Source organism: Lachnospira pectinoschiza, assembly GCF_020564355.1.
GTDB lineage: Bacteria > Bacillota > Clostridia > Lachnospirales > Lachnospiraceae > Lachnospira > Lachnospira intestinalis.
Map to the genome: position 1 here is coordinate 482,950 of NZ_JAJCRR010000002.1, position 21,087 is coordinate 504,036.

Consider the following 21,087-nt stretch of genomic DNA (forward strand, 5'->3'; position numbering starts at 1 on the left):
ATCATAAAATAAATTTGAAGAATAGTGTAAGATTTCAACTTGAAAATTAAGCAGACAATTGTTATGATGTAAAGGAATTGTTAAAAAAATTTTACACAAAAAGCACGTACTTTTTACATTACGAAAGAAAATGTGCAGACAGGAGTAGAAGTGAATATCGAGTATATCAGCAGTTTGTTTGAATTTGCAGGAGGAATCGGAATGTTCCTCTACGGTATGAACACGATGGCAGACGGTATGCAGCGTTCCGCCGGCGGTAAGATGAAAAAATTATTGGGCTATCTTACAAGTAACCGGTTGTTGGCAATCATCGTAGGTGCCGTTATCACAGCGATTATTCAAAGCAGCGGTGCAACAACGGTTATGGTTGTTGGTTTTGTTAATGCGGGACTGATGACACTGGTTCAGGCAGTTGGTGTTATTATGGGTGCCAATATCGGTACGACCATTACCGCATGGATTGTATCTTTAGGACAGCTTGGAGATGCGGCGAAGGTAATGAATCCGTCATTTTATGCCCCATTTTTAATCGGTATCGGTGCATTTGTTATTTTATTTTCAAAAAAGGATAAAGTAAAAAATGCAGGAGAGATTATCGTCGGAATCGGTCTGCTGTTTGAAGGTCTGACATTTATGTCTTCTTCGATTGCACCGTATACAGATGCGCCTATTTTCTCACAGGCATTCCAGATTGTGGGAAGCAATCCGTTTTTAGGTATTTTAATTGGTATTATTGTAACCGCGGTTTTACAAAGTTCCTCCGCCTCTGTCGGAATTTTACAGACACTGGCTTTAAACGGAGTGGTAACAACCAATGCGGCAATTTATATTACACTGGGACAGAATATCGGTTCCTGTGTGACTGCACTGATTTCAAGTGCCGGAACAACGAGAACTGCAAAACGTGCAGCCTGTATGCATATTTTATTTAATATTGCAGGGGCACTTTTATTCGGTACCGTCGGATTTATTCTGTTCAGTATTTATCCGGCACTTGCGGCACATAATATTACAAGCGTGGAAATTTCCGTATTCCATACATTCTTTAATATTACATGTACACTGGTAATGTTCCCGTTTGCCAATCTGCTTGTAAAAATTTCCGGTCTGATTGTGCGTGAAAACGAAAAGCAGGACGATTTTGCGGAACTGGAAGCCAAAGATGCCGTTGCAGCAGAAATTGCAAGACATTTTGATTCCCGTCTGTTAGGTCAGCCGTCCGTTGCAGTAGAAACGGCTAAAAATGAAGTGATTGCCATGGGTAATCTGGCATTGGATAATATTAAATATGCGGCAGAGGCAACACAGAAAAATGACCAGACGATGGTAGATAAGGTCTATGAAATCGAACATAAAGTCGATTTATATGAAAAGTATCTGACAGACTTTTTAATTAAGGTCAACAATTTATCAATCACACAGGAACAGCATCTGCTGGTTAAAAATCTGTTTCATGCGATTATTGATATTGAAAGAGTATCCGACCATGCGGAAAATATTGCGGAGCTGGCAAAATATAAGATTGAACATCAGATAATTTTTTCCGAAAAAGGAACACAGGAACTTAATCAGCTGTGGGATAAAGTTGTGCATTGTTTTGAAGAAGCTGTTAAGGCGAGAGGAACCGGAAGCCGTCAGGCAATTCAGAATGTCCTGAGAATTGAAGACGAGGTCGATGATTTGGAAGAAGAACTGCGTAACAAACATATCGAACGTTTGTCCGCGGGGCTTTGTATTCCGTCAAACGGTGTTGTGTTCTTAGATATTCTTTCTAATCTTGAAAGAATGTCAGATCACGCCAATAATATTGTCGATTGTATACAAGAAGAAAATACCGCTAAATAATTTTTAAATTTACCGTTTTTTTTGGACAAATAATAGAAAATGGACGGTAATTTGTAAAAAAAGGGAATTAATACTTGATATTTTGGAATGAATTCGGTAAAATACACCATAGTTGATTATTTATTAACAAACTCAATAAAAATTCTATTTTAGGAGGAATGATTTTATGTCAGTAAAAGTTGCGATTAATGGTTTTGGACGTATCGGTAGACTTGCATTCAGACAGATGTTCGGTGCAGAAGGATACGAAGTAGTAGCTATTAACGATTTAACAAGCCCAAAGATGTTAGCTCATCTTTTAAAGTATGATTCATCACAGGGAAGATACGTTGGTTTCGGCGAAGAAAACCAGGTAACAGCTGATGACGAAGCTGGTACAATCACAGTAAAGGGTAAGACAATTAAGATTTACAAAGAGCCAGATGCTAACAACTGCCCATGGGGAGCTCTTGATGTAGATGTAGTTCTTGAATGCTCAGGTTTCTACACATCTAAGGAAAAGGCTCAGGCTCATATCAATGCAGGTGCTAAGAAGGTTGTTATCTCAGCTCCGGCCGGTAATGATTTAAAGACAATCGTTTATAATGTAAACCATGAAACATTAACAGCAGATGATAAGATTATCTCAGCAGCTTCTTGTACAACAAACTGCTTAGCTCCTATGGCTAAGGCTCTTAATGACTGTGCTTCAATCGAATCAGGTATCATGTGCACAATTCACGCTTACACAGGTGATCAGATGATCCTTGACGGACCACAGAGAAAGGGTGATTTAAGAAGATCAAGAGCAGGTGCCTGCAACATCGTACCTAACTCAACAGGTGCTGCTAAGGCCATCGGTCTTGTTATCCCTGAGTTAAACGGAAAGCTTATCGGAGCTGCTCAGAGAGTTCCTACTCCTACAGGTTCTACAACAATTCTTAACGCTGTAGTATCTAAGAAGGTTACTGTTGATGAAGTTAATGCTGCTATGAAGGCTGCTGCAACAGAAAGCTTCGGTTACAACGAAGAACTTATCGTTTCAAGCGATATCGTTGGTATGAGATTTGGTTCATTATTTGATGCTACTCAGACAATGGTAAATGACCTTCCAAACGGCGGCTGCCAGGTTCAGGTTGTTTCTTGGTATGATAACGAAAATTCATACACAAGCCAGATGGTAAGAACAATCAAGTATTTTGCTGAATTAAACTAATATAAATTCGGCTTTGTGCCGGAATGAAAGCCGGGGAATGAAGCTATAGTCTTCTTTCTCCGGTATTTTACTATCGCGTGGCACTGTCCCGCAAAAACAAGGAGGCAAAATCCTCTGCTCCTGCATAGGGCAGTCGCATTTTGCTTCGCAAAACAAGGAGGATTCATTATGCTTAATAAGAAGTCAGTTGATGATATTAACGTAAAAGGCAAGAGAGTATTATGCAGATGTGATTTTAACGTGCCGTTAGACGGAAAGAAGATTACAGATGAAACAAGACTGGTTGCAGCACTTCCTACAATCAAGAAGTTAATCTCAGACGGTGGTAAGGTTATCCTTTGCTCTCATTTAGGAAAGCCGAAGGGACCGGATGCAGCATTTTCTCTTGAACCGGTTGCTGAAAGACTTTCTGCACTGTTAGGACAGGAAGTGAAGTTTGCAGCAGATGATACTGTTGTAGGTGAAAATGCAAAGGCTGCTGTTGCAGCTATGAATGACGGTGACGTTATTTTACTTGAAAACACCAGATTCAGAGCAGAAGAAACAAAGAATGGTGAAGCATTCTCTAAGGATTTAGCTTCTATCTGTGATGTATTCGTAAACGATGCTTTCGGTACAGCACACAGAGCTCACTGCTCAAATGTTGGTGTTACACAGTTTGTAGATACAGCTGTTGTCGGCTATTTAATGCAGAAGGAAATCGATTTCCTCGGCAATGCAGTCAACAATCCGGTAAGACCTTTCGTAGCAATCCTTGGTGGTTCGAAAGTATCTTCAAAGATTTCTGTTATCAACAATCTGCTTGATAAGGTAGATACATTAATCATCGGTGGTGGTATGTCTTATACATTCCAGAAAGCAAAGGGCGGCAATGTAGGACAGTCACTCGTAGAAGATGATTATCTTGATTATGCTAAAGAAATGATGGAAAAGGCTGAAAAGAAGGGCGTTAAAATGTTGATTCCGATTGACACTGTTGTGACAAAGGAATTCAAAAATGATACACCATTTCATGTAGTAGATGCGGGCTGCCAGGCTGATGATGACATGGGCATGGATATCGGACCAAAGACCTGTGAACTTTACAAGGAAGCTTTAGCAGATGCAAAGACTGTTGTATGGAACGGCCCAATGGGTGTATTTGAATTTGAAAACTTTGCAAAGGGTACAATCGCTGTTGCAGAAGAACTGGCATCATTAAAGGATGCTACAACAATCATCGGTGGCGGTGACTCAGCTGCAGCTGTTAACAATCTTGGTTTTGGTGATAAGATGACTCACATTTCAACCGGTGGCGGTGCATCTTTAGAGTTCCTTGAAGGAAAAGAACTTCCGGGTGTTGTTGCAGCTAATGATAAGTAATAAGTAACATTTGATGAAATATTACTGACATAATAAAAATATAGGAAAACAGTCATACATTCAGTGGTTTTATCTGAAATATTGCGTATGACTGTTTCTTTATTTTGTAAAAAAATCCGCATAAATTTTATAAATTGTATTTATTGAAATAATTGGATATAAATTTTTATAAATTCTAGTATTATTTAGAAAGATGTGTTATAATTTACTTAAAAGAAAGCGACGGAATAACCAAATATGTATGACAAAAAATAATACAGTTTGAGGAGGATTATTTTATGCGCAGGAAAGTTGTAGCAGGTAACTGGAAAATGAACATGACACCGAGTGAGGCAGTGGCTCTTGTTAAGGAACTTAAGCCCAATATGGAGAATTCAGATGTGGACGTTATCTTTTGCGTTCCATCTATTGATATCGTTCCGGTTGTAGAAGCCTGCAAAGGTACAAAAATCAGCGTGGGAGCTGAAAATATGTATTATGAAGAAAAGGGAGCCTATACAGGTGAGGTTTCTCCACAGATGCTGGTTGATGCCGGTGTATCCTATGTGATTATCGGCCATTCGGAAAGAAGACAGTATTTTAAAGAAGACAATGAAATGGTAAACCGAAAAATCAGGAAAGCCATTGAACATGATATTATTCCGATTATCTGCTGTGGTGAAACATTAGAAGAAAGAGAAGCAGGTATTACACTTACATTGATTAAAAAACAGATTGTAAGTGCATTAAGGTATGTATCACCGGAAAATGCTCAGCGTTGTATTATTGCTTATGAACCAATCTGGGCAATTGGAACGGGGCGAGTGGCAACTACACAGCAGGCACAGGAGGTATGTTGTTCTATCCGTGGAATTATCCGCGATATTTATGGTACACAGATTGCGGATGCTATCCGTATTTTATATGGCGGCAGTGTGAATGCAGGCAACGCATTGCAGCTGTTTTCTGAACCGGATATTGACGGTGGTCTTGTCGGCGGTGCCAGTTTAAAACCTGAATTTTCAAAAATTGTAAATTATCAATAAAAATACATAACTGCTGCAGAAGGAATGGTTTCTGATGGAGTTCTTTTTGCAGCAGTTTTTTAATGTGAAGTGCCATAATTATAATAATTAGCACTTTTATTTTTGCGCAAAATATGATATGATTCTTTAGGTATATTGTACCGATTATGGAAAATGTTAAAAGGAGAAATACAATGAGTAAAAAACCAGTTGTTTTAATGATACTTGATGGATATGGATTAAATGATAATACAAAAGGAAATGGTATTGCTGCAGCGAATACACCGGTAATGGATAAATTAATGAAGGAATATCCTTATGTAAAAGGCTATGCAAGCGGTCTTGCAGTCGGACTTCCGGACGGACAGATGGGTAACTCTGAAGTAGGACATTTAAATATGGGTGCCGGACGTATTGTATATCAGGAACTGACAAGAATCACAAAAGCAATAGAAGATGGTGATTTCTTTGAAAACGAAGAACTTTTAGGCGCAATTAAAAACTGCAAGGAGAACAATTCAGACTTACATTTATTCGGCCTGTTATCAAACGGCGGTGTGCACAGCCACATTACACATTTATATGCCCTGTTGGAACTGGCAAAGAGAAACGGTATTAAGAATGTCTATGTTCACGGCTTTATGGACGGACGTGATACAGCACCGGACGGAGGAAAAGAATTTATCAGCCAGTTATCCGACAAAATGGAAGAATTAGGTGTTGGACAGATTGCTTCTATTATGGGACGTTATTATGTAATGGACAGAGATAACAGATGGGACAGAGTAGAAGCTGCTTATAATGCACTTGTAAAGGGTGAAGGAAATGAGGCAGAATGTGCAAAGTGTGCTATCGCCGCATCTTATGAAGATGGGAAAACGGATGAATTTGTTGTGCCGACTGTTGTAAAGAAGGATGGTAAGCCATTAGCAACGATTAAAGACGGAGATTCTGTTATCTGCTTTAACTTCAGACCGGACAGAGCAAGAGAAATCACAAGATGTTTCTGCGATGATGAATTTACAGGCTTTGACAGAGGCGCAAGAAAGAAAGTCCACTATGTATGCTTCACAGATTACGATGTAACAATCGGCAATAAGTATGTAGCATTCAAGAAAGAAAAGATTACCAATACATTTGGTGAATTTTTAGCAGCAAACAACAAGACACAGGCCCGTATTGCCGAGACAGAAAAATACGCACACGTAACATTCTTCTTCAACGGTGGTGTAGAAGAACCAAACAAGGGTGAAGACAGAATCCTTGTAAAGTCACCGAAGGTTGCAACTTATGATTTACAGCCGGAAATGAGTGCACCGGAAGTCTGCGATAAGTTAACAGCTGCTATCCGTTCAGATAAGTATGATGTTATTATCATCAACTTTGCAAACCCGGATATGGTCGGACATACCGGTATTGAGTCTGCCGTTGTAAAGGCAATTGAAACTGTAGATACCTGTGTAGGCAAGGCTGTAGAAGCATTAAAGGAAGTTGACGGAACTATGTTTATCTGCGCTGATCACGGAAATGCAGAACAGTTAATTGATTATAAGACCGGAGAACCGTTTACGGCACATACAACCAATCCGGTTCCGTTCATTCTTGTAAACTACGATGAAGCGTATACATTAAAAGAAGGCGGAAAGCTTTGTGATATCGTACCGACACTGATTGAAATTATGGGTATGGAAAAACCAAAGGAAATGACAGGCGAATCCCTGCTTGTTAAAAAGAATTCATAAATTTCTATTGTGTTGCACGTATAGGTGTGCTATAATGATAATAGTATGCGATTATAATTTAATGAATAGAATCGTAAGCTTCGACACAATAGGAGGTGTGATAAATGTTCGGAATGTCGGCTGGTGATATTATACGAATTGTTTTAATGGGAATCTTTATATTAGTATGTATAGCATTATCAATCGTTGTTTTAATGCAGGAAAGCAAGCAGCAGGGTCTGTCTGGTACAATCAGTGGAGCCGCTGATACTTACTGGGGCAGAAACAAAGGCCGTTCAATGGAAGGAAAACTGGTATTATTTACAAAGATATTAGGTGTTGCTTTCTTTGTTCTGGCAGCTATATTAAATATTAATTTTTAAAAAGAAACCTGGATTCTCCGTAAAACAATGGAGGATTCAGGTTTTATTTTTTGCAGAAGTGAAAATATATAAAGGGGTTGGTTTTATGAAAAAACGCGGAAACATATCAATTAAAGCAAAATTGCTGGGTGTCATTACGCCGGTAGTCATTGCGATTGTCGTTGTGCTGGTATTGGTATCGTATCTGGCATCCGCACATATCATTGAAAATTATTCGCAGAATCTGTTGGAATCTTCGGTTGAAAACCAGACATCAAAGATTGAATCGTGGTTAGATGAGAATCTTTCGTCTTTTCAAATGGCAAAGACAACGATTGAACAGTTAAATCCAGACGATGCACAGCTTCAGACGATTTTGGACAGCTATTATGGCTACAGCGACAATTATCCGGACGGATTATATGTATCCGACAGTAACGGCAATTTGTTAAAGGCTTCCAAATCTACAAAGAGTGAGAGCAGTCCGACAAAAAGCACATGGTATACCGAAGGTCTGACCCGTGTCAATATGACAATCGGTTCAGCTTATAAAAATGCAGAGGGTGTCAATGTCATCAGTGCATCGGGTATATTAAAAGACAATTCGGACAGAATACGTGTCATATCCGCAGATATGACTTTGGACCGCATTTCTATCATTGTCAATTCATTTATTGAAATGGACGATGCGCAGACATTTCTGGTTGACAAAAACAGCGGTACGATTTTAGCCGACCGCGATTCGTCTTTGATTTCGCAAAAACTCGGTGCATCGGGGCAGAGCAGCTTTTATCAGGACATGGCACAGCGCATTAACGACCAGAACTACGATTTTACAACGATTGACGGTGAAATGACCGTTTCTCAGGAAGTACAGGGAACAGACTGGATTCTGGTATCTTACATTCCTAAGAGTACGGTACTCGCGGATTTGGTCGCATTAAGAACGCGAATGATTGTAATCGGCGTTATCTGCATTATTCTGCTCTGCGTATTGATTGAAAGAATGACACATGTTGTTGTAAAGCCTGTTAAGGAAATGACAAATGTGATTACACAAATGGCATCTGGTGATTTCACTGTATCCGTCAATCCGCGCGGCAATGATGAAATCGCTGTAATGGGCTACAGTGTCCAGCATTTTATCGAATCCATGAAACAGATGATTACGCAGATTGGACAGGTTTCCCAGATATTAAGCGAACAGGCGCAGTCCAGCAAGAGCGTATCGACAGAGTTAAATTCGGCAACGGAAATCCAGTCACGCTCTATGGGTGAGTTGAATTCTACGGTAGACCAGCTTGCGGTTTCTGTCAATGAAATTGCGGAAAACGCAACACAGCTTGCCGGAGTTGCCGCCGATACCAAGAAAGACAGCGATGTTGTCGATGTTAAAATGCGTGAAACGGTTGAGGTATCCGAAAAAGGCCGTCAGGATATGGAAAAAGTCAGCAAAGCGCTGGAGGGCATTGAGCTTTCTATTCATAACTTACAGGAGGCCGTTGACAAGGTCGGCACCGCTTCCGGTGAAATTGTTGACATTACCAATCTGATTGGCAGTATTGCGGAAGAAACCAATCTCTTGTCCTTAAATGCTTCGATTGAAGCGGCGAGAGCCGGAGAAGCGGGCAGAGGTTTTGCGGTTGTTGCTTCCGAAATCGGTACGCTGGCTAAAAACAGTGCCGATTCCGTTGCCAATATTACGGAATTAATTAACGAAATCAATAAGCTGGTAGAAAATGCCGTATCCCAGGCAGGAAGCAGTGCCTGTGAAATCGCCGGCAGTGCAGGTCTGATTCATGCGGCTGTGGACACCTTCCATACAATTTTCAGTAACATACAGGATACAAACGAATTGATGAAAAATGTTGTAAGCAAGATTGGCGAAGTCGATGAGGTTGCAACCAATGTTGCCGCTATCTGTGAAGAACAGGCGGCAAGTTCCGATGAAATTCTTGCAACTTCGGAATCCATGCTTACACAGGCAAAGAATATTACAAGAAACAGCGAACAGGTTGAATCCGCATCTGAAAATTTAGCAGTATCGGCAAATCAACTTTCATCACAGATAGAGCAGTTCCAGATTTAAGCTGATACCGGTAAAAGTCTGAGTATGGAGGTAAGATAAAATGAAAAAGATAATCAGTTGGTTTTTATGTATTACAATGCTTGCGGGCTGTCTGATTTTAGGCGGCTGTACACAGTCTGCAAAATCCGGTTCGTCCGCGGGCGGCAGTGTGAAAATGCTTTTATCGCTGGGACAGGCAGATGCCTTTCGTACCACGCTTGTGAATCAGGCAAAAAAGACCGCTTCGGAAAATAATGTACAGTTAGACGTACTGGATGCGGAAAGTTCCATTGAAAAGCAGGTTGAACATATTAAAAAAGCCGTATCCGAAAAATATGACGTTATTTTATGTAATATGGTTGATGCCGATACGGCACTGGAACTGGAGGCACTGGCAGGCGATATTCCGATTGTATTTTTTAACACGTCACCGGACGCTTCCCGCTTAAAAGCCGGAAAATACATTTATGTAGGCTCAAATGAAGCAGATGCGGGACAGTATCAGGCAGAATATGTTTTAGAGCAGTTAAAGTCGCTTTCAGAATTAAATGTGGCAATTATTAAAGGACCGGACAGCCATTCCGCAACAAAGGGCAGGACAGATGCTGTTAAAAATACGCTGAATACGTCCGGAAAAACGATTCATTATATGTTTGAAGACCATGCAGACTGGGACCAGACCCGTGCAGAAGAACTGTTTACAATCTTTTTAAAGACGAATCAGAAATGCAATGCTGTCATCTGCAACAATGATACCATGGCATTAGGTGTTGCGGACGCATGCAAAAAAGCTGGAAGAAATGACATTTTAATATTAGGAATTGATGCAACGGCTGACGGCTGTGCGGCAATTACCAACGGTACAATGAACTTTACGGTTTACCAGTCTGCAACAGGACAAGGAGAACGCCTGATTCAGGCAGGAAAGATTCTGGCACAGGGCGGCAGTATCAAGGATTTGGACGGTGCTGCAGAAAATGAAAAGTACGTATGGGTTCCGTTTGAAAAGGTAGATGCCTCTAACGTCAGAAATTATCAGTAAATAAAAGCGCATCAGGAAAGGTTCGGTGGAGAATGAATAAAGAACAGCTTGAAAAACGTAAAAAGTTAATCGCTGAATTGATTTTGGAAAATGAATTTTATGTACCGATGAAAACAAAGGAAATTGCGATTCTTTTGCAGATTCCAAAATCACAGAGAGGGGAACTTCAAGAGGTGTTAGACAGCTTAGTCAGTGACGGAACGATTGGCGTTTCAAAGAAAGGAAAATACGGAAAACCGGATAATACGGCGGTTGTCGGTATATTTACCAGCACCAGGAGAGGTTTCGGCTTTGTTACGGTAGACGGCTGGGATGAAGATATTTTTATTCAGGAATCGGACACCGGAGGCGCATTCCATATGGATAAAGTAAAGGTGACGATTACCCATAAGAAGCAGGGTAACAAGCGCTGTGAGGGGAAAATTATCGGTGTGCTTGAGCATCAGCTTACCGAGCTGGTCGGTACATTTCAAAAAAACAGAACATACGGATTTGTTGTACCGGATAATGGAAAAATTCCGGTTGATATTTTTGTGCCGCAGGAAAAATCAATGGGTGCAATGAATGGTCATAAGGTTGTCGTAAAAATTACCAATTACGGCAGTCACGGCAAGAACCCGGAAGGTCAGGTCATTGATATTATCGGTCATATCAATGACCCCGGCACCGATGTATTGTCTATTGTTAAAGCCTATGATTTACCGGTGGAATTTCCAGATGCGGTCATGCAGTATTTAAAAAATATTCCCGATGAGGTAGACGAAAAGGACAAGGCGGGGCGTGTTGATTTCCGCGATGTTGATACGGTTACGATTGACGGCGAGGACGCCAAGGACCTTGATGATGCTATTACGCTGACTGCAAATGAAAAGGGCTACCAGCTCGGTGTGCATATTGCAGATGTAAGCCATTATGTGACAGAAAACAGCGTGCTGGATAAAGAAGCGTATAAGCGTGGAACCAGTGTTTACCTTGTGGATCGTGTTATCCCGATGCTTCCTCACAAATTGTCAAATGGAATCTGCTCCTTAAATCAGGGCTGTGACCGTCTGGCATTAAGCTGTATAATGGACATTGATAATAAAGGAAATGTGGTGGGACACCGTATTTGTGAAACATTAATCAATGTCAACCGCCGTATGACTTATACGAATGTAAAGAAAATTCTTGTCGATAAAGAGGCTTCTGTGATTGAAGAATACAAAGAACTTATTCCGATGTTTGAACGCATGGGAGAACTTGCGGCAATTTTAAGAAAGAAACGTTTTCAGCGCGGTTCGATTGATTTTGACTTTCCTGAAACGAAGATTATTTTGGATAAGGACGGTCATCCTTTGGAAGTCAAGCCGTATGACAGAAATGTTGCGACCAAAATCATCGAGGAATTTATGCTGATAGCTAATGAAACGGTTGCAGAGGATTATTTCTGGCAGGAAATACCATTTTTATACAGAAGCCACGAAAACCCGGATATGGAAAAAATTCAAAAGCTAAGCACATTTATTAATAATTTTGGATATTCCATTCATACCGGTGATGAAATTCATCCAAAGGAACTGCAAAAGCTTTTAGAAAAAATTGACGGAACAGACGAGGAAAATCTGATTGCACGTCTGACACTGCGTTCAATGAAAAGAGCACAGTACACAACAGAATGTGTCGGACACTTCGGACTTGCAGCAAAATATTACTGTCATTTTACGTCTCCAATCCGCAGATACCCGGATTTACAGATTCACCGGATTATTAAAGAAAATCTGCACGGTGGACTGAAACAGACACGTTTCAAGCACTATCAGAATCTTCTGCCGGAGGTGGCAAAGCATACCAGCACAACGGAACGGCGTGCCGATGATGCAGAACGTGATACCGATAAAGTCAAAATGGTTGAATATATGGAAAAACACATGGGCGAAGAATTCGACGGCGTGATTTCCGGAATGACGGCATGGGGCATGTATGTGGAACTGCCAAGCACGATTGAAGGCATGGTTTCTGTGACATCGCTGCGGGACGGGTATTACATTTATGACGAAAACCATTACGAAATGGTTAATGAAACCACCGGAAGAACCTTCAAACTCGGACAGAAGGTCACGGTCAAAGTTGTTGCAACCAATAAAATTTTAAGAACGATTGATTTTGAATTATCAGAAGGAGAATGGGAGAATGGCAGAACAAAAAAACGCAAACCGACTGATTTCCAATAATAAAAAGGCCTATTTTGATTATTTTATAGAGGATAAATACGAGGCAGGACTGGTTCTGCACGGAACGGAAGTGAAATCTATCCGCATGGGAAAATGCTCTATTAAGGAGGCATATATTCAGATTCAGAACGGCGAAGTATTTATTAATAATATGAATATTACACCTTACGAAAAAGGCAACATTTTTAATAAAGACCCGCTCCGCCCGAAAAAGCTATTACTGCACCAGAGCGAAATCAACAAGCTTGCCGGACAGATTGCGCAGAAAGGATATACAATTGTGCCATTGCAGGTTTATTTAAGCAAAGGCCGTGTGAAAATGGAAATCGGACTTGGTCGTGGTAAAAAGCTCTACGATAAGCGTGATTCCATTGCAAAGAAGGATCAGAAGCGGGAGGCAGAGAAAGAATTTAAAGTACGCAATCTCTATTAAGCATATACAACCCGTTGTAATTTAATAAAAGCAGAAAACTATAAAATAAAAACACCACCGCTTTGCAGGGCAGATTATCGGTTCTGCAGAGCGGTGGTGTAAATTTTAGTCAATGCGTTCCTTTTTACTTTCACGTTTATTCTGATACATTGCTGATATTTTTAGCTTCATCCGTTTCAGTTTATAGGATGAGCCGTTTTGATCATTACAATAGCCTGAATTTTGACAACACTTTTTTTAATTTAAGACGGTTTAAAACGGTTTAAAATACTGTAAAATGGCAATAAAAAAAGCCCGAAACACCATAAAATACGGTATTTCAAAGCCTTTTTTAATAGTGGAGTAGACGGGAGTCGAACCCGTGTCCAAAAGCCCATTCACTGTTCTTCTACTATCATAGTTGGTTATTGTGGGTAAACCCTCATTCCCTCCGGTAGCAGGAAATCAACACCCTGATACCTTTAGTAGCTTCATAATACGCCCACCGGTTCAAAGCTTTACCGGCGTCGTTTCCCGTATAGTCGAAGCCTGGGTCCTAAAGTACGGGTACTCTAGGTCAGACTGCTGCAACTAGGCAGCGTAAGCTAAATTTTCGTTAGCGTTTATATTTAGATTTGTGAGTTGACGCATCACCTGCGGATAGCTTCACCAGCTTCAAAACCCCTGTCGAAACCTTTACTACCCCGAGTGTATACACCGGAATATTTTCGGTCAACCAGTCATAACGCTGATTATTTACTACTATAGCACGCGGTAACGGCTTCGTCAAGAATTATCTTGTGACTTTTATTGACTTTAAAGCACACAATAAGTAAAATAATAGTAAATTAGCGACAAAGTCGCTCAGAAATGTGGATAGTGTGAAAAATAACACTGATGTGCTTATTTTTCACACAGGGATTTGTTTCTGGGCGAAAGCAAATCCCTATGATGGCAGATGAGAAATCGCCTGCGCGAAATTCTCATCGCCTCTTCGCGACAAAGTCGCTCAGAAATGAGGAATAATATGGCAAAAAACGAATCAAAGAATCCGGCAAAGGAATATTCTGTCGGAGGATATACCTTTAAGACAAAAGAAGGCGCACAGGCGGCAAAGGATGAGCTGGCGGCAATTAAATATATGTCATCAAAAACAGACAGTACCAATGCAAAACAGGTATATATTTTGTATCATGACATTATTGATAAAAAACTGTTTAATACACTGATTGGCATGAATTATTTAAAAGAGCTGCAGCAGTTTTTATATCTTTCACCGGATGTGCCAAATGAAAAAATCAGGCCGATTCCGATTAATAATGAAACAAAAGAAATGATGGAGGGCCGCAGAGAGCTTACGGAACATAAAAGCGAAATCCGTAAGCTGACAAAGGAACGAAATCATTATAAAGACAATTTTGTTATATCTGTGATTGTAAATGTTGTACTGGTTGTTGTAATTGTGGCAATGATTTATATTACACTGCACAGTTCCAATGCAAATGTAATCAATTACGAAGTAAACCTTCAGGATAAGTATGCTTCATGGCAGGAAGAACTGCAGTCACAGGAAGAATCATTAAATGCAAGAGAACGTGCATTAAATCAGCAAAAATAATTTTAAAAAACACATTTTTAACATATTCTTACGATATAATCGGCACAAAGGTAAAAAGTCAGGAGGATATTACGAATGAATAAATTAAAAGTTTTAATGGTAGATGATGAAAGCAGAATGCGCAAGCTGGTAAATGATTTCCTGTCACGTAAAAATTATGAAGTCATTGAAGCCGGTGATGGTGAAGAAGCAATTGATAAATTTTATGCGGATAAAGATATTGCACTTGTAATCCTCGATGTTATGATGCCGAAAATGGACGGATGGGAAGTCTGCAAACAGATTCGCAAGGATTCCAAAGTGCCAATTATTATGTTGACGGCAAAAGGTGAAGAACGTGATGAATTACAGGGCTTTGACTGCGGTGCGGATGAATACATTTCAAAACCATTCAGCCCGAAAATTCTGACTGCCAGAGTGGATGCTCTGGTACGCCGTGCGTATATGGTAGATGGCAGCGAGTGTATTAACATCGGCGGAATTGAAATTGATAAAGCCGCACACATGGTTAAAATTGATGGGGAAGAAATTGAGCTGAGTTTCAAAGAATTTGAACTGTTATCTTATTTTGTGGAAAATAAAGGAATTGCTCTTTCAAGAGAAAAGATTTTAAATAATGTATGGAATTACGATTATTTCGGGGATGCCAGAACGATTGATACACATGTCAAAAAGCTGCGTAAAAAGATGGGTGAAAAAGGGGACTGCATTAAAACCATCTGGGGTATGGGATATAAGTTTGAGGTATAGTTATGGGCAGACATTCGATTAAAGTTAAAATTACATTATTACTGACTGTTATTATTACCAGTCTGGTTGTACTTTTGCTGATTTTAAACAGTACACTGTCTGAAAAATTTTATTTTTCAGATAAGCAGGAATGTATGTTAAATACATATTCCAAAATTGATCAGATTATGAGCGATTACGATGCGGGAACTGTTTCTGAATCCCAGATGAGTGATAGTATTGAACAGCTTACCGGCAGTGCGGCAATGTCTGTTATCGTGGTAAATAGTGACTGGACAACCGTGTATTCTAATATTAACGGCGAACAGGATATGATAAACCGCCTGCTCCGCAGTATTTTTAATAAAGATGTATTCGGAACGTCCGATTCGGCACCGCAGCAAAATTCAAACAATGAAAATGTGCCGGGCGATATGCAGGATATGAGTAATCCGGATAATAACAATCCGGATAAAGGAAATTTAGACAATGGCAGCCCGGATAAAAATAATCCGAAGAATAAAGACGATGTTTCCATTAATATGTCAGATAGTGGAATAGAAGAAAGCCGTGATATTATGACACAGACAGATTTATATACACTGCAAAAGGTTTATGATAACCGTCTGGGTGATGATTATTACGAGTTGTTCGGTACACTCTCCAATGGAGACAGTATTATGCTTCGTATGGCATTACAGGGGATTAAGGATAACGTATCCATTTCTAATACCTTCATTACTTATGTGGGAATCGGTATTTTGATTATTGGTGTCATTGCGGCATACATTTTTTCAAGTTATATTACAAAACCGATTCAGCAGCTTTCCGATATTGCAGAGAGAATGTCCAATCTGGATTTTGATGTGAAATATCACGGAAAAGATAAGAGTGAAATCGGTGTACTTGGAAACAGCATGAATAATATGTCAAAGAAGCTTGAAGAAAATATCTCACAGTTAAAATCAGCGAACAAAGAACTGCAAAGGGATATTGACCGCAAAGTTAAAATGGAAGAAGTGCGGACGGAATTTTTATCCAATGTATCGCATGAATTAAAAACACCGATTGCCTTAATCCAGGGTTATGCAGAGGGCTTAAAAGAGGGCATCAGCGATGACCCTGAAAGTATGGACTTTTACTGCGGTGTCATCATTGATGAAGCCGGTAAGATGAATAATATGGTAAAAAAACTGCTCACATTAAATCAGATTGAATTCGGCAACGAAGAACTTGTTATGGAGCGTTTTGATATTATTGAACTGATTACTTCTATTGTAAATGCAAATGAACTGCGGGCATCCCAAAAAGGAATACAGATAGAATTTAACCAGCGCGATGAACATATTGATGTGTGGTCCGATGAATATAAAATAGAAGAAGTTGTAACCAACTATATTACCAATGCCATTAACCACTGCGATTTTGAAAATCGGATTGAAGTTTCTGTAGAACGTATCGGTGATGATGTGCGGGTACATGTATTTAACACCGGAAAAAATATTCCGGAGGAAGATATTCCGAATATCTGGCAGAAGTTTTATAAGGTTGATAAGGCGCGTACCAGAGAGTACGGCGGCAACGGTATTGGACTTTCTATTGTAAAAGCCATCATGGATTCTTATGGAAAAGGATTTGGTGTCATCAATAAATCCAATGGTGTAGAATTCTGGTTTGACCTGGACGGTAAAGCTATGGTATAATATTTTAATAGAGCAGTAGGAACTGTTAAATATTGGAATAGACTAAATGAGGTGGTTACAAGATGAAAAAAATTGCAGCGTTATGCATTGGGGTAGGCTGTATGCTTACAGTAACAGGCTGTGGCAGTAATGTTACATTAAATACAGAACAAAATGATATGGTATCGGAATATATTGCGGGTGTTCTTTTAAAACATTCCTATGAGAACCAGTGGGAATATGAAAAACTTGCTGCAGCAAAAAAACAGAGTGAGAGCAGGAACAACAATAAGAATCATACAGCGACCGGCACAAATACTGTACAGCAGACGACCCAGCCTGCAACCCGGCCTTCTGCCATGACTGCAACAACAGCTGCACAGAATCCTTCTTCAACGGCATCAGCAACACAGTCAACAGCAGGAGAAACAAAAGCAGTGACTTCCTCTGATGAGGTGCTGAATTCATTAAAGCAGGTATTAGGATTAAATTCGGGAATTTCACTTTCCTATACACAGACAGTATCAGGTCAGCGTTATCCGAATGAACAGTATTCCGTGAGTGTACCGGCAAATAATTCCTGTGTGGTTGTAGCACTTGAATTTGAATTGACCAATACAACCGGCTCAGATATTACACTGAATACTGCATCTTCTAACGCAGTGATAAAGCTTGGCATTGAAGGAACAACTTTTACAAAGTCAAAGACGATTTTAAAAAATGATATGACGAATTTAAAGAGTGTTACTATACCGGCAGGACAAAGCTATACTGCTGCCGCAGTTTTTCAGATTCCGGAAATTTTTGCACAGAGTCTTGAAAATACAACTCTGACAGTTGGCAGTGCTAATGCAATACTGGGGACGATGGAGTTGAAAAAATAATCAGCATAAGCGACAGGTACAACAAGTACAATAAAATTAACATAAAAAATGAGATGTTTCCGTTACCGGTATCAGACCGGCAGGGGACATCTCATTTTTTATAAAATTCATTTTAAAGATGAAAGAAGTCAAAGCCTATCTTCCGAAAACTTTTTCCCGTGTATATTCACCCGCTTCACGTTCTGTCAGCTGGTGTACATAATCCGGGCGTCTTTCCGGTACATAACCTTTTCCTGTACAGGCATATTCAGCATAATAACAGGTTTCGTGCGATTCCGGTTTATTCCAGTCGTGAAATCCGGTTTCTGATACCTGTTCACTTAAATCACAGCGGAGCAGGACAACTTTTGCATAAATCCGCCATGGACGTGAAAGCATCGTTGTCCGCGGCGGACAATTCCCACTAAAAGAGCAGCTTTCAAATACGTAACCATACTTTTGGCCTTCATATGTAGATGGTGCAGTATAATAACTGTTAATCGTTTCGTTTCTGTTTAAAGCATATAATTCACAGTTTTTAAAATAACAGATTGCACTGCCGAAGATAAAATCGACTTCACCACTGATAAAACAATCTTCATATAACTGACGTCCGGGAATGCGCGGTGCAAATTCTGTCGGACCGACAAATCCACCCGGTTGTTTTTCTTTCATCGGAAGCGGACCGGTAAAGAGCGTGTCCTGATGTCCGAGCATATGACAGTTTTTAAAAACCAGATCATCTCCTTCGGCATATACCGCAATTGCCTGACCGACCTTTTTTCCGAAACCTGCAGAATTTTCAAATGTGATGTTGTATGCATTAAAATGATTTGCCTGCACAAAAAAAGTATACGAACGGAATGTTCCGCGTTTACTTCCGTCCTCCATTGGCATAAATGCATAATAATTATTGGTAATCACCGTGCCGTCTGCATTTTCACCGATGAGTGTAATATTGTCTTTATGAATCTCTACCCGTTCTTTATAAATACCATTCTTAATAAAAACCGTTTCCGGTACGGAAGTAATGCTGTCGATGGCCTCCTGAACAGAAGTATAGTCACCGGAGCCGTCTTTTGCCACTGTAATCATTGTTTATCTCCTTTGTTATCATGCTTTTCGTCCTGCCTGATATGACGATTCGTTTATTAACGATATTATGTTTATTATATCATATTTAGACGGAAAACACATATAAAATTCGTTGATTTTATAGACTTTTTATATGAAAACGTGTATACTGTCGTTATCTTTTTTGAGGAAATATACGAAGGTGGAACAGTTATGATTACATTTGCAGAAGATATAAAAGACGTTTCCATATATCTTTCTTTAAGACAACAGGTTGGCTGGGTTTCTTTGACGACGGAACAGGCACAGCAGGCATTAGACCACAGCCTGAAGATTATTACAGTATATGATGATGAGTGTCCGATTGGCATGGGACGGATTGTCGGCGATGGGGCTGTGATCTGCTATATTCAGGATTTGATTATTATTCCGGAATATCAGAGCCGGCACATCGGCAGTATGTTGATTGAACGACTGATTGCTTATGTGAAAAGCATTACATTAAAAGATTCCCGGATGATGCTTTGTCTGATGTGTGCAAAAGGCAGAGAAGTTTTTTATGAAAAACATGGATTTACGGCAAGGCCGACCAGACAGCTGGGACCGGGTATGATTCAGTATATCCGCGTGGAGGAATCATGAAGAAAATACTGCTTTTTCAAATGAACGGCATTGCCTATGATTCGACACGCTTTTTTTCATCGTGTCTTGGTAAAGCATTAGAAAATGCCGGTATAGAAGTAACTTGGTTTGACTTCCGGAGGCAGACGATGAAAGATTTGGAGGCTTTATGCGGACAGTCGTTTGATGCCGTCATTGATTACAATTCAAAACTGCCGGGAGCAGTATTGGATGACGGAACACCCTTTTTAAATCACATACAGGCTCCGTTCTATAACTATATTCTGGATCATCCGGTATATCATCATGCGAATCTGAGTGTTTTGCTGGAGAATTATCATGTCATCTGCATTGATGATGACCATAACAAATATATAAGTAAATGGTATCCGCATATTAAAAGTGTCCATACCCTGTCTGTTGGTGCAGCTAAAGCGGAAAATGCAGTAAAATCAGAACAGCACAGAAAAGAGGGCATTTTATTTCCAGCAACGTATCTGAATCCACGTGACTATTATGAATTAATCACTGCACTGCCAGACAGTATGCAAAAATATACCAAGGCCGTTTTAGACTGTCTGCTTTCGGATACGCATTGCACCTTTGAAGCTGCGGCGATGCAGGTGTATAAGGAATATGATACCGGAATGACATTTCCGGTGTTTGCGCAGAGCAATTTTCTGGCAGATGTCTATGTCCGTGCATTATATCGTGAGCGAGTACTGGAAGCTGCTGCCAAAAGTGGTTTGCCGGTACGCATTTTTGGTGAAAAATATCAGGAGAGCAGCATTGGTGAATTTTCAAACGTGACAGTTCTGCCGCAGATGTCATATCGAGACAGTTTATCTGCCATTGCGGAATCTGCCTTTGTATTAAATGTTATGCCGTGGTTTAAATCTGGTATTCATGACCGTGTGCTGAATGCAATGTACAACGGTGCGGTGAGTATCACGGATTCCAGCAGCATGATGGATACCTGTTTTACGCCGCAGCAGGATTATATTGCGTATTCACTGGATCGTATTGAAGCGTTGCCGGATTTGTTAAATACGTATGTACCGGACGAGGATTTCAGAGCGCAGACCGCCGCGCGGGCATTTGCAAAGGTACAGACCTTTACCTTTGCAAAACAGGCAGAATATATCAGGACAATATTGTAGTAGGAAAGTAACATATCAATGCACGTTGTAAACTAATTTTAAATATAGGTTGACAATTCTTCTTTCAAATTGTAAACTAATAAAAGAACAGACAGCAGGCATCGTAGACAAAGGACTGT

Annotated in this window: 17 protein-coding genes and 1 other RNA gene; 16 read left to right on the forward strand and 2 right to left on the reverse strand. The window is 40.0% G+C overall.

What is annotated here, in order from left to right; genetic code table 11:
• Positions 1-150 precede the first annotated feature (150 nt).
• The 10 genes from LI288_RS05450 to smpB all read left to right on the forward strand — a co-directional run bounded on the left by LI288_RS05450 (position 151) and on the right by smpB (position 13,242).
• A complete protein-coding gene (locus tag LI288_RS05450; RefSeq protein ID WP_227089700.1) occupies positions 151-1,845 on the forward strand; it encodes a Na/Pi cotransporter family protein in 1,695 nt (564 codons plus the stop codon).
• Positions 1,846-2,011: 166 nt separating this feature from the next.
• The gene (gene gap, locus LI288_RS05455) at positions 2,012-3,040 is read left to right on the forward strand and encodes a type I glyceraldehyde-3-phosphate dehydrogenase (protein ID WP_022431266.1); all 1,029 of its coding nucleotides are present in this window, start codon (positions 2,012-2,014) and stop codon (positions 3,038-3,040) included.
• Positions 3,041-3,208: 168 nt separating this feature from the next.
• Positions 3,209-4,402 carry a phosphoglycerate kinase gene (locus LI288_RS05460; RefSeq protein ID WP_022431265.1) on the forward strand — a complete coding sequence of 398 codons (1,194 nt, stop codon included), beginning with the start codon at positions 3,209-3,211 and terminating at the stop codon, positions 4,400-4,402.
• Positions 4,403-4,680: 278 nt separating this feature from the next.
• A complete protein-coding gene (tpiA, locus tag LI288_RS05465) occupies positions 4,681-5,427 on the forward strand; it encodes a triose-phosphate isomerase (protein ID WP_227089701.1) in 747 nt (248 codons plus the stop codon).
• Between the two features lie 173 nt (positions 5,428-5,600).
• Complete coding sequence (gene gpmI / locus LI288_RS05470) at positions 5,601-7,148, forward strand: 2,3-bisphosphoglycerate-independent phosphoglycerate mutase (RefSeq protein WP_227089702.1); 1,548 nt, start codon at positions 5,601-5,603, stop codon at positions 7,146-7,148.
• A 104-nt stretch (positions 7,149-7,252) separates the two neighbouring features.
• The gene (gene secG / locus LI288_RS05475; RefSeq protein WP_022431262.1) at positions 7,253-7,510 is read left to right on the forward strand and encodes a preprotein translocase subunit SecG; all 258 of its coding nucleotides are present in this window, start codon (positions 7,253-7,255) and stop codon (positions 7,508-7,510) included.
• 85 nt (positions 7,511-7,595) lie between these two features.
• Positions 7,596-9,578 (forward strand): methyl-accepting chemotaxis protein, encoded by a 1,983-nt coding sequence (locus LI288_RS05480; RefSeq protein WP_227089703.1) that lies wholly within the window; start codon positions 7,596-7,598, stop codon positions 9,576-9,578.
• 40 nt (positions 9,579-9,618) lie between these two features.
• A complete protein-coding gene (locus LI288_RS05485) occupies positions 9,619-10,599 on the forward strand; it encodes a sugar ABC transporter substrate-binding protein (protein WP_022431260.1) in 981 nt (326 codons plus the stop codon).
• Positions 10,600-10,631: 32 nt separating this feature from the next.
• The gene (gene rnr, locus LI288_RS05490; RefSeq protein WP_227089704.1) at positions 10,632-12,809 is read left to right on the forward strand and encodes a ribonuclease R; all 2,178 of its coding nucleotides are present in this window, start codon (positions 10,632-10,634) and stop codon (positions 12,807-12,809) included.
• On the forward strand, positions 12,769-13,242 hold the full coding sequence (gene smpB / locus LI288_RS05495) for an SsrA-binding protein SmpB (protein ID WP_022431258.1): 474 nt from the start codon (positions 12,769-12,771) through the stop codon (positions 13,240-13,242). The genes rnr and smpB overlap by 41 nt, the downstream gene beginning before the upstream one ends.
• A 335-nt stretch (positions 13,243-13,577) precedes the next feature.
• Here the strand turns inward: smpB and ssrA are convergent.
• Positions 13,578-13,927: a transfer-messenger RNA gene (gene ssrA / locus LI288_RS05500) on the reverse strand.
• Positions 13,928-14,248: 321 nt separating this feature from the next.
• Between ssrA and LI288_RS05505 the strand changes: the two genes are divergently transcribed.
• The 4 genes from LI288_RS05505 (at position 14,249) to LI288_RS05520 (ending at position 18,134) form a co-directional block, all read left to right on the forward strand.
• Positions 14,249-14,839: a hypothetical protein gene (locus LI288_RS05505; protein WP_227089705.1), complete on the forward strand. Its 591-nt coding sequence runs from the start codon at positions 14,249-14,251 to the stop codon at positions 14,837-14,839.
• 75 nt (positions 14,840-14,914) lie between these two features.
• Entirely contained in the window at positions 14,915-15,589 is a 675-nt protein-coding gene (locus tag LI288_RS05510) for a response regulator transcription factor (RefSeq protein ID WP_022431256.1), read from the forward strand.
• 2 nt (positions 15,590-15,591) lie between these two features.
• Entirely contained in the window at positions 15,592-17,271 is a 1,680-nt protein-coding gene (locus tag LI288_RS05515; RefSeq protein ID WP_227089706.1) for a sensor histidine kinase, read from the forward strand.
• A gap of 62 nt (positions 17,272-17,333) precedes the next feature.
• Complete coding sequence (locus LI288_RS05520; RefSeq protein ID WP_022431254.1) at positions 17,334-18,134, forward strand: hypothetical protein; 801 nt, start codon at positions 17,334-17,336, stop codon at positions 18,132-18,134.
• A gap of 135 nt (positions 18,135-18,269) precedes the next feature.
• Here the strand turns inward: LI288_RS05520 and LI288_RS05525 are convergent, their stop codons facing one another.
• Entirely contained in the window at positions 18,270-19,208 is a 939-nt protein-coding gene (locus LI288_RS05525) for a pectinesterase family protein (protein ID WP_227089707.1), read from the reverse strand.
• A gap of 192 nt (positions 19,209-19,400) precedes the next feature.
• Between LI288_RS05525 and LI288_RS05530 the strand changes: the two genes are divergently transcribed.
• Both LI288_RS05530 and LI288_RS05535 read left to right on the forward strand, forming a co-directional pair.
• On the forward strand, positions 19,401-19,829 hold the full coding sequence (locus LI288_RS05530; protein WP_022431252.1) for a GNAT family N-acetyltransferase: 429 nt from the start codon (positions 19,401-19,403) through the stop codon (positions 19,827-19,829).
• The gene (locus LI288_RS05535; protein WP_227089708.1) at positions 19,826-20,968 is read left to right on the forward strand and encodes a glycosyltransferase; all 1,143 of its coding nucleotides are present in this window, start codon (positions 19,826-19,828) and stop codon (positions 20,966-20,968) included. Before LI288_RS05530 ends, LI288_RS05535 begins: the two co-directional genes overlap by 4 nt.
• Positions 20,969-21,087 lie beyond the last annotated feature (119 nt).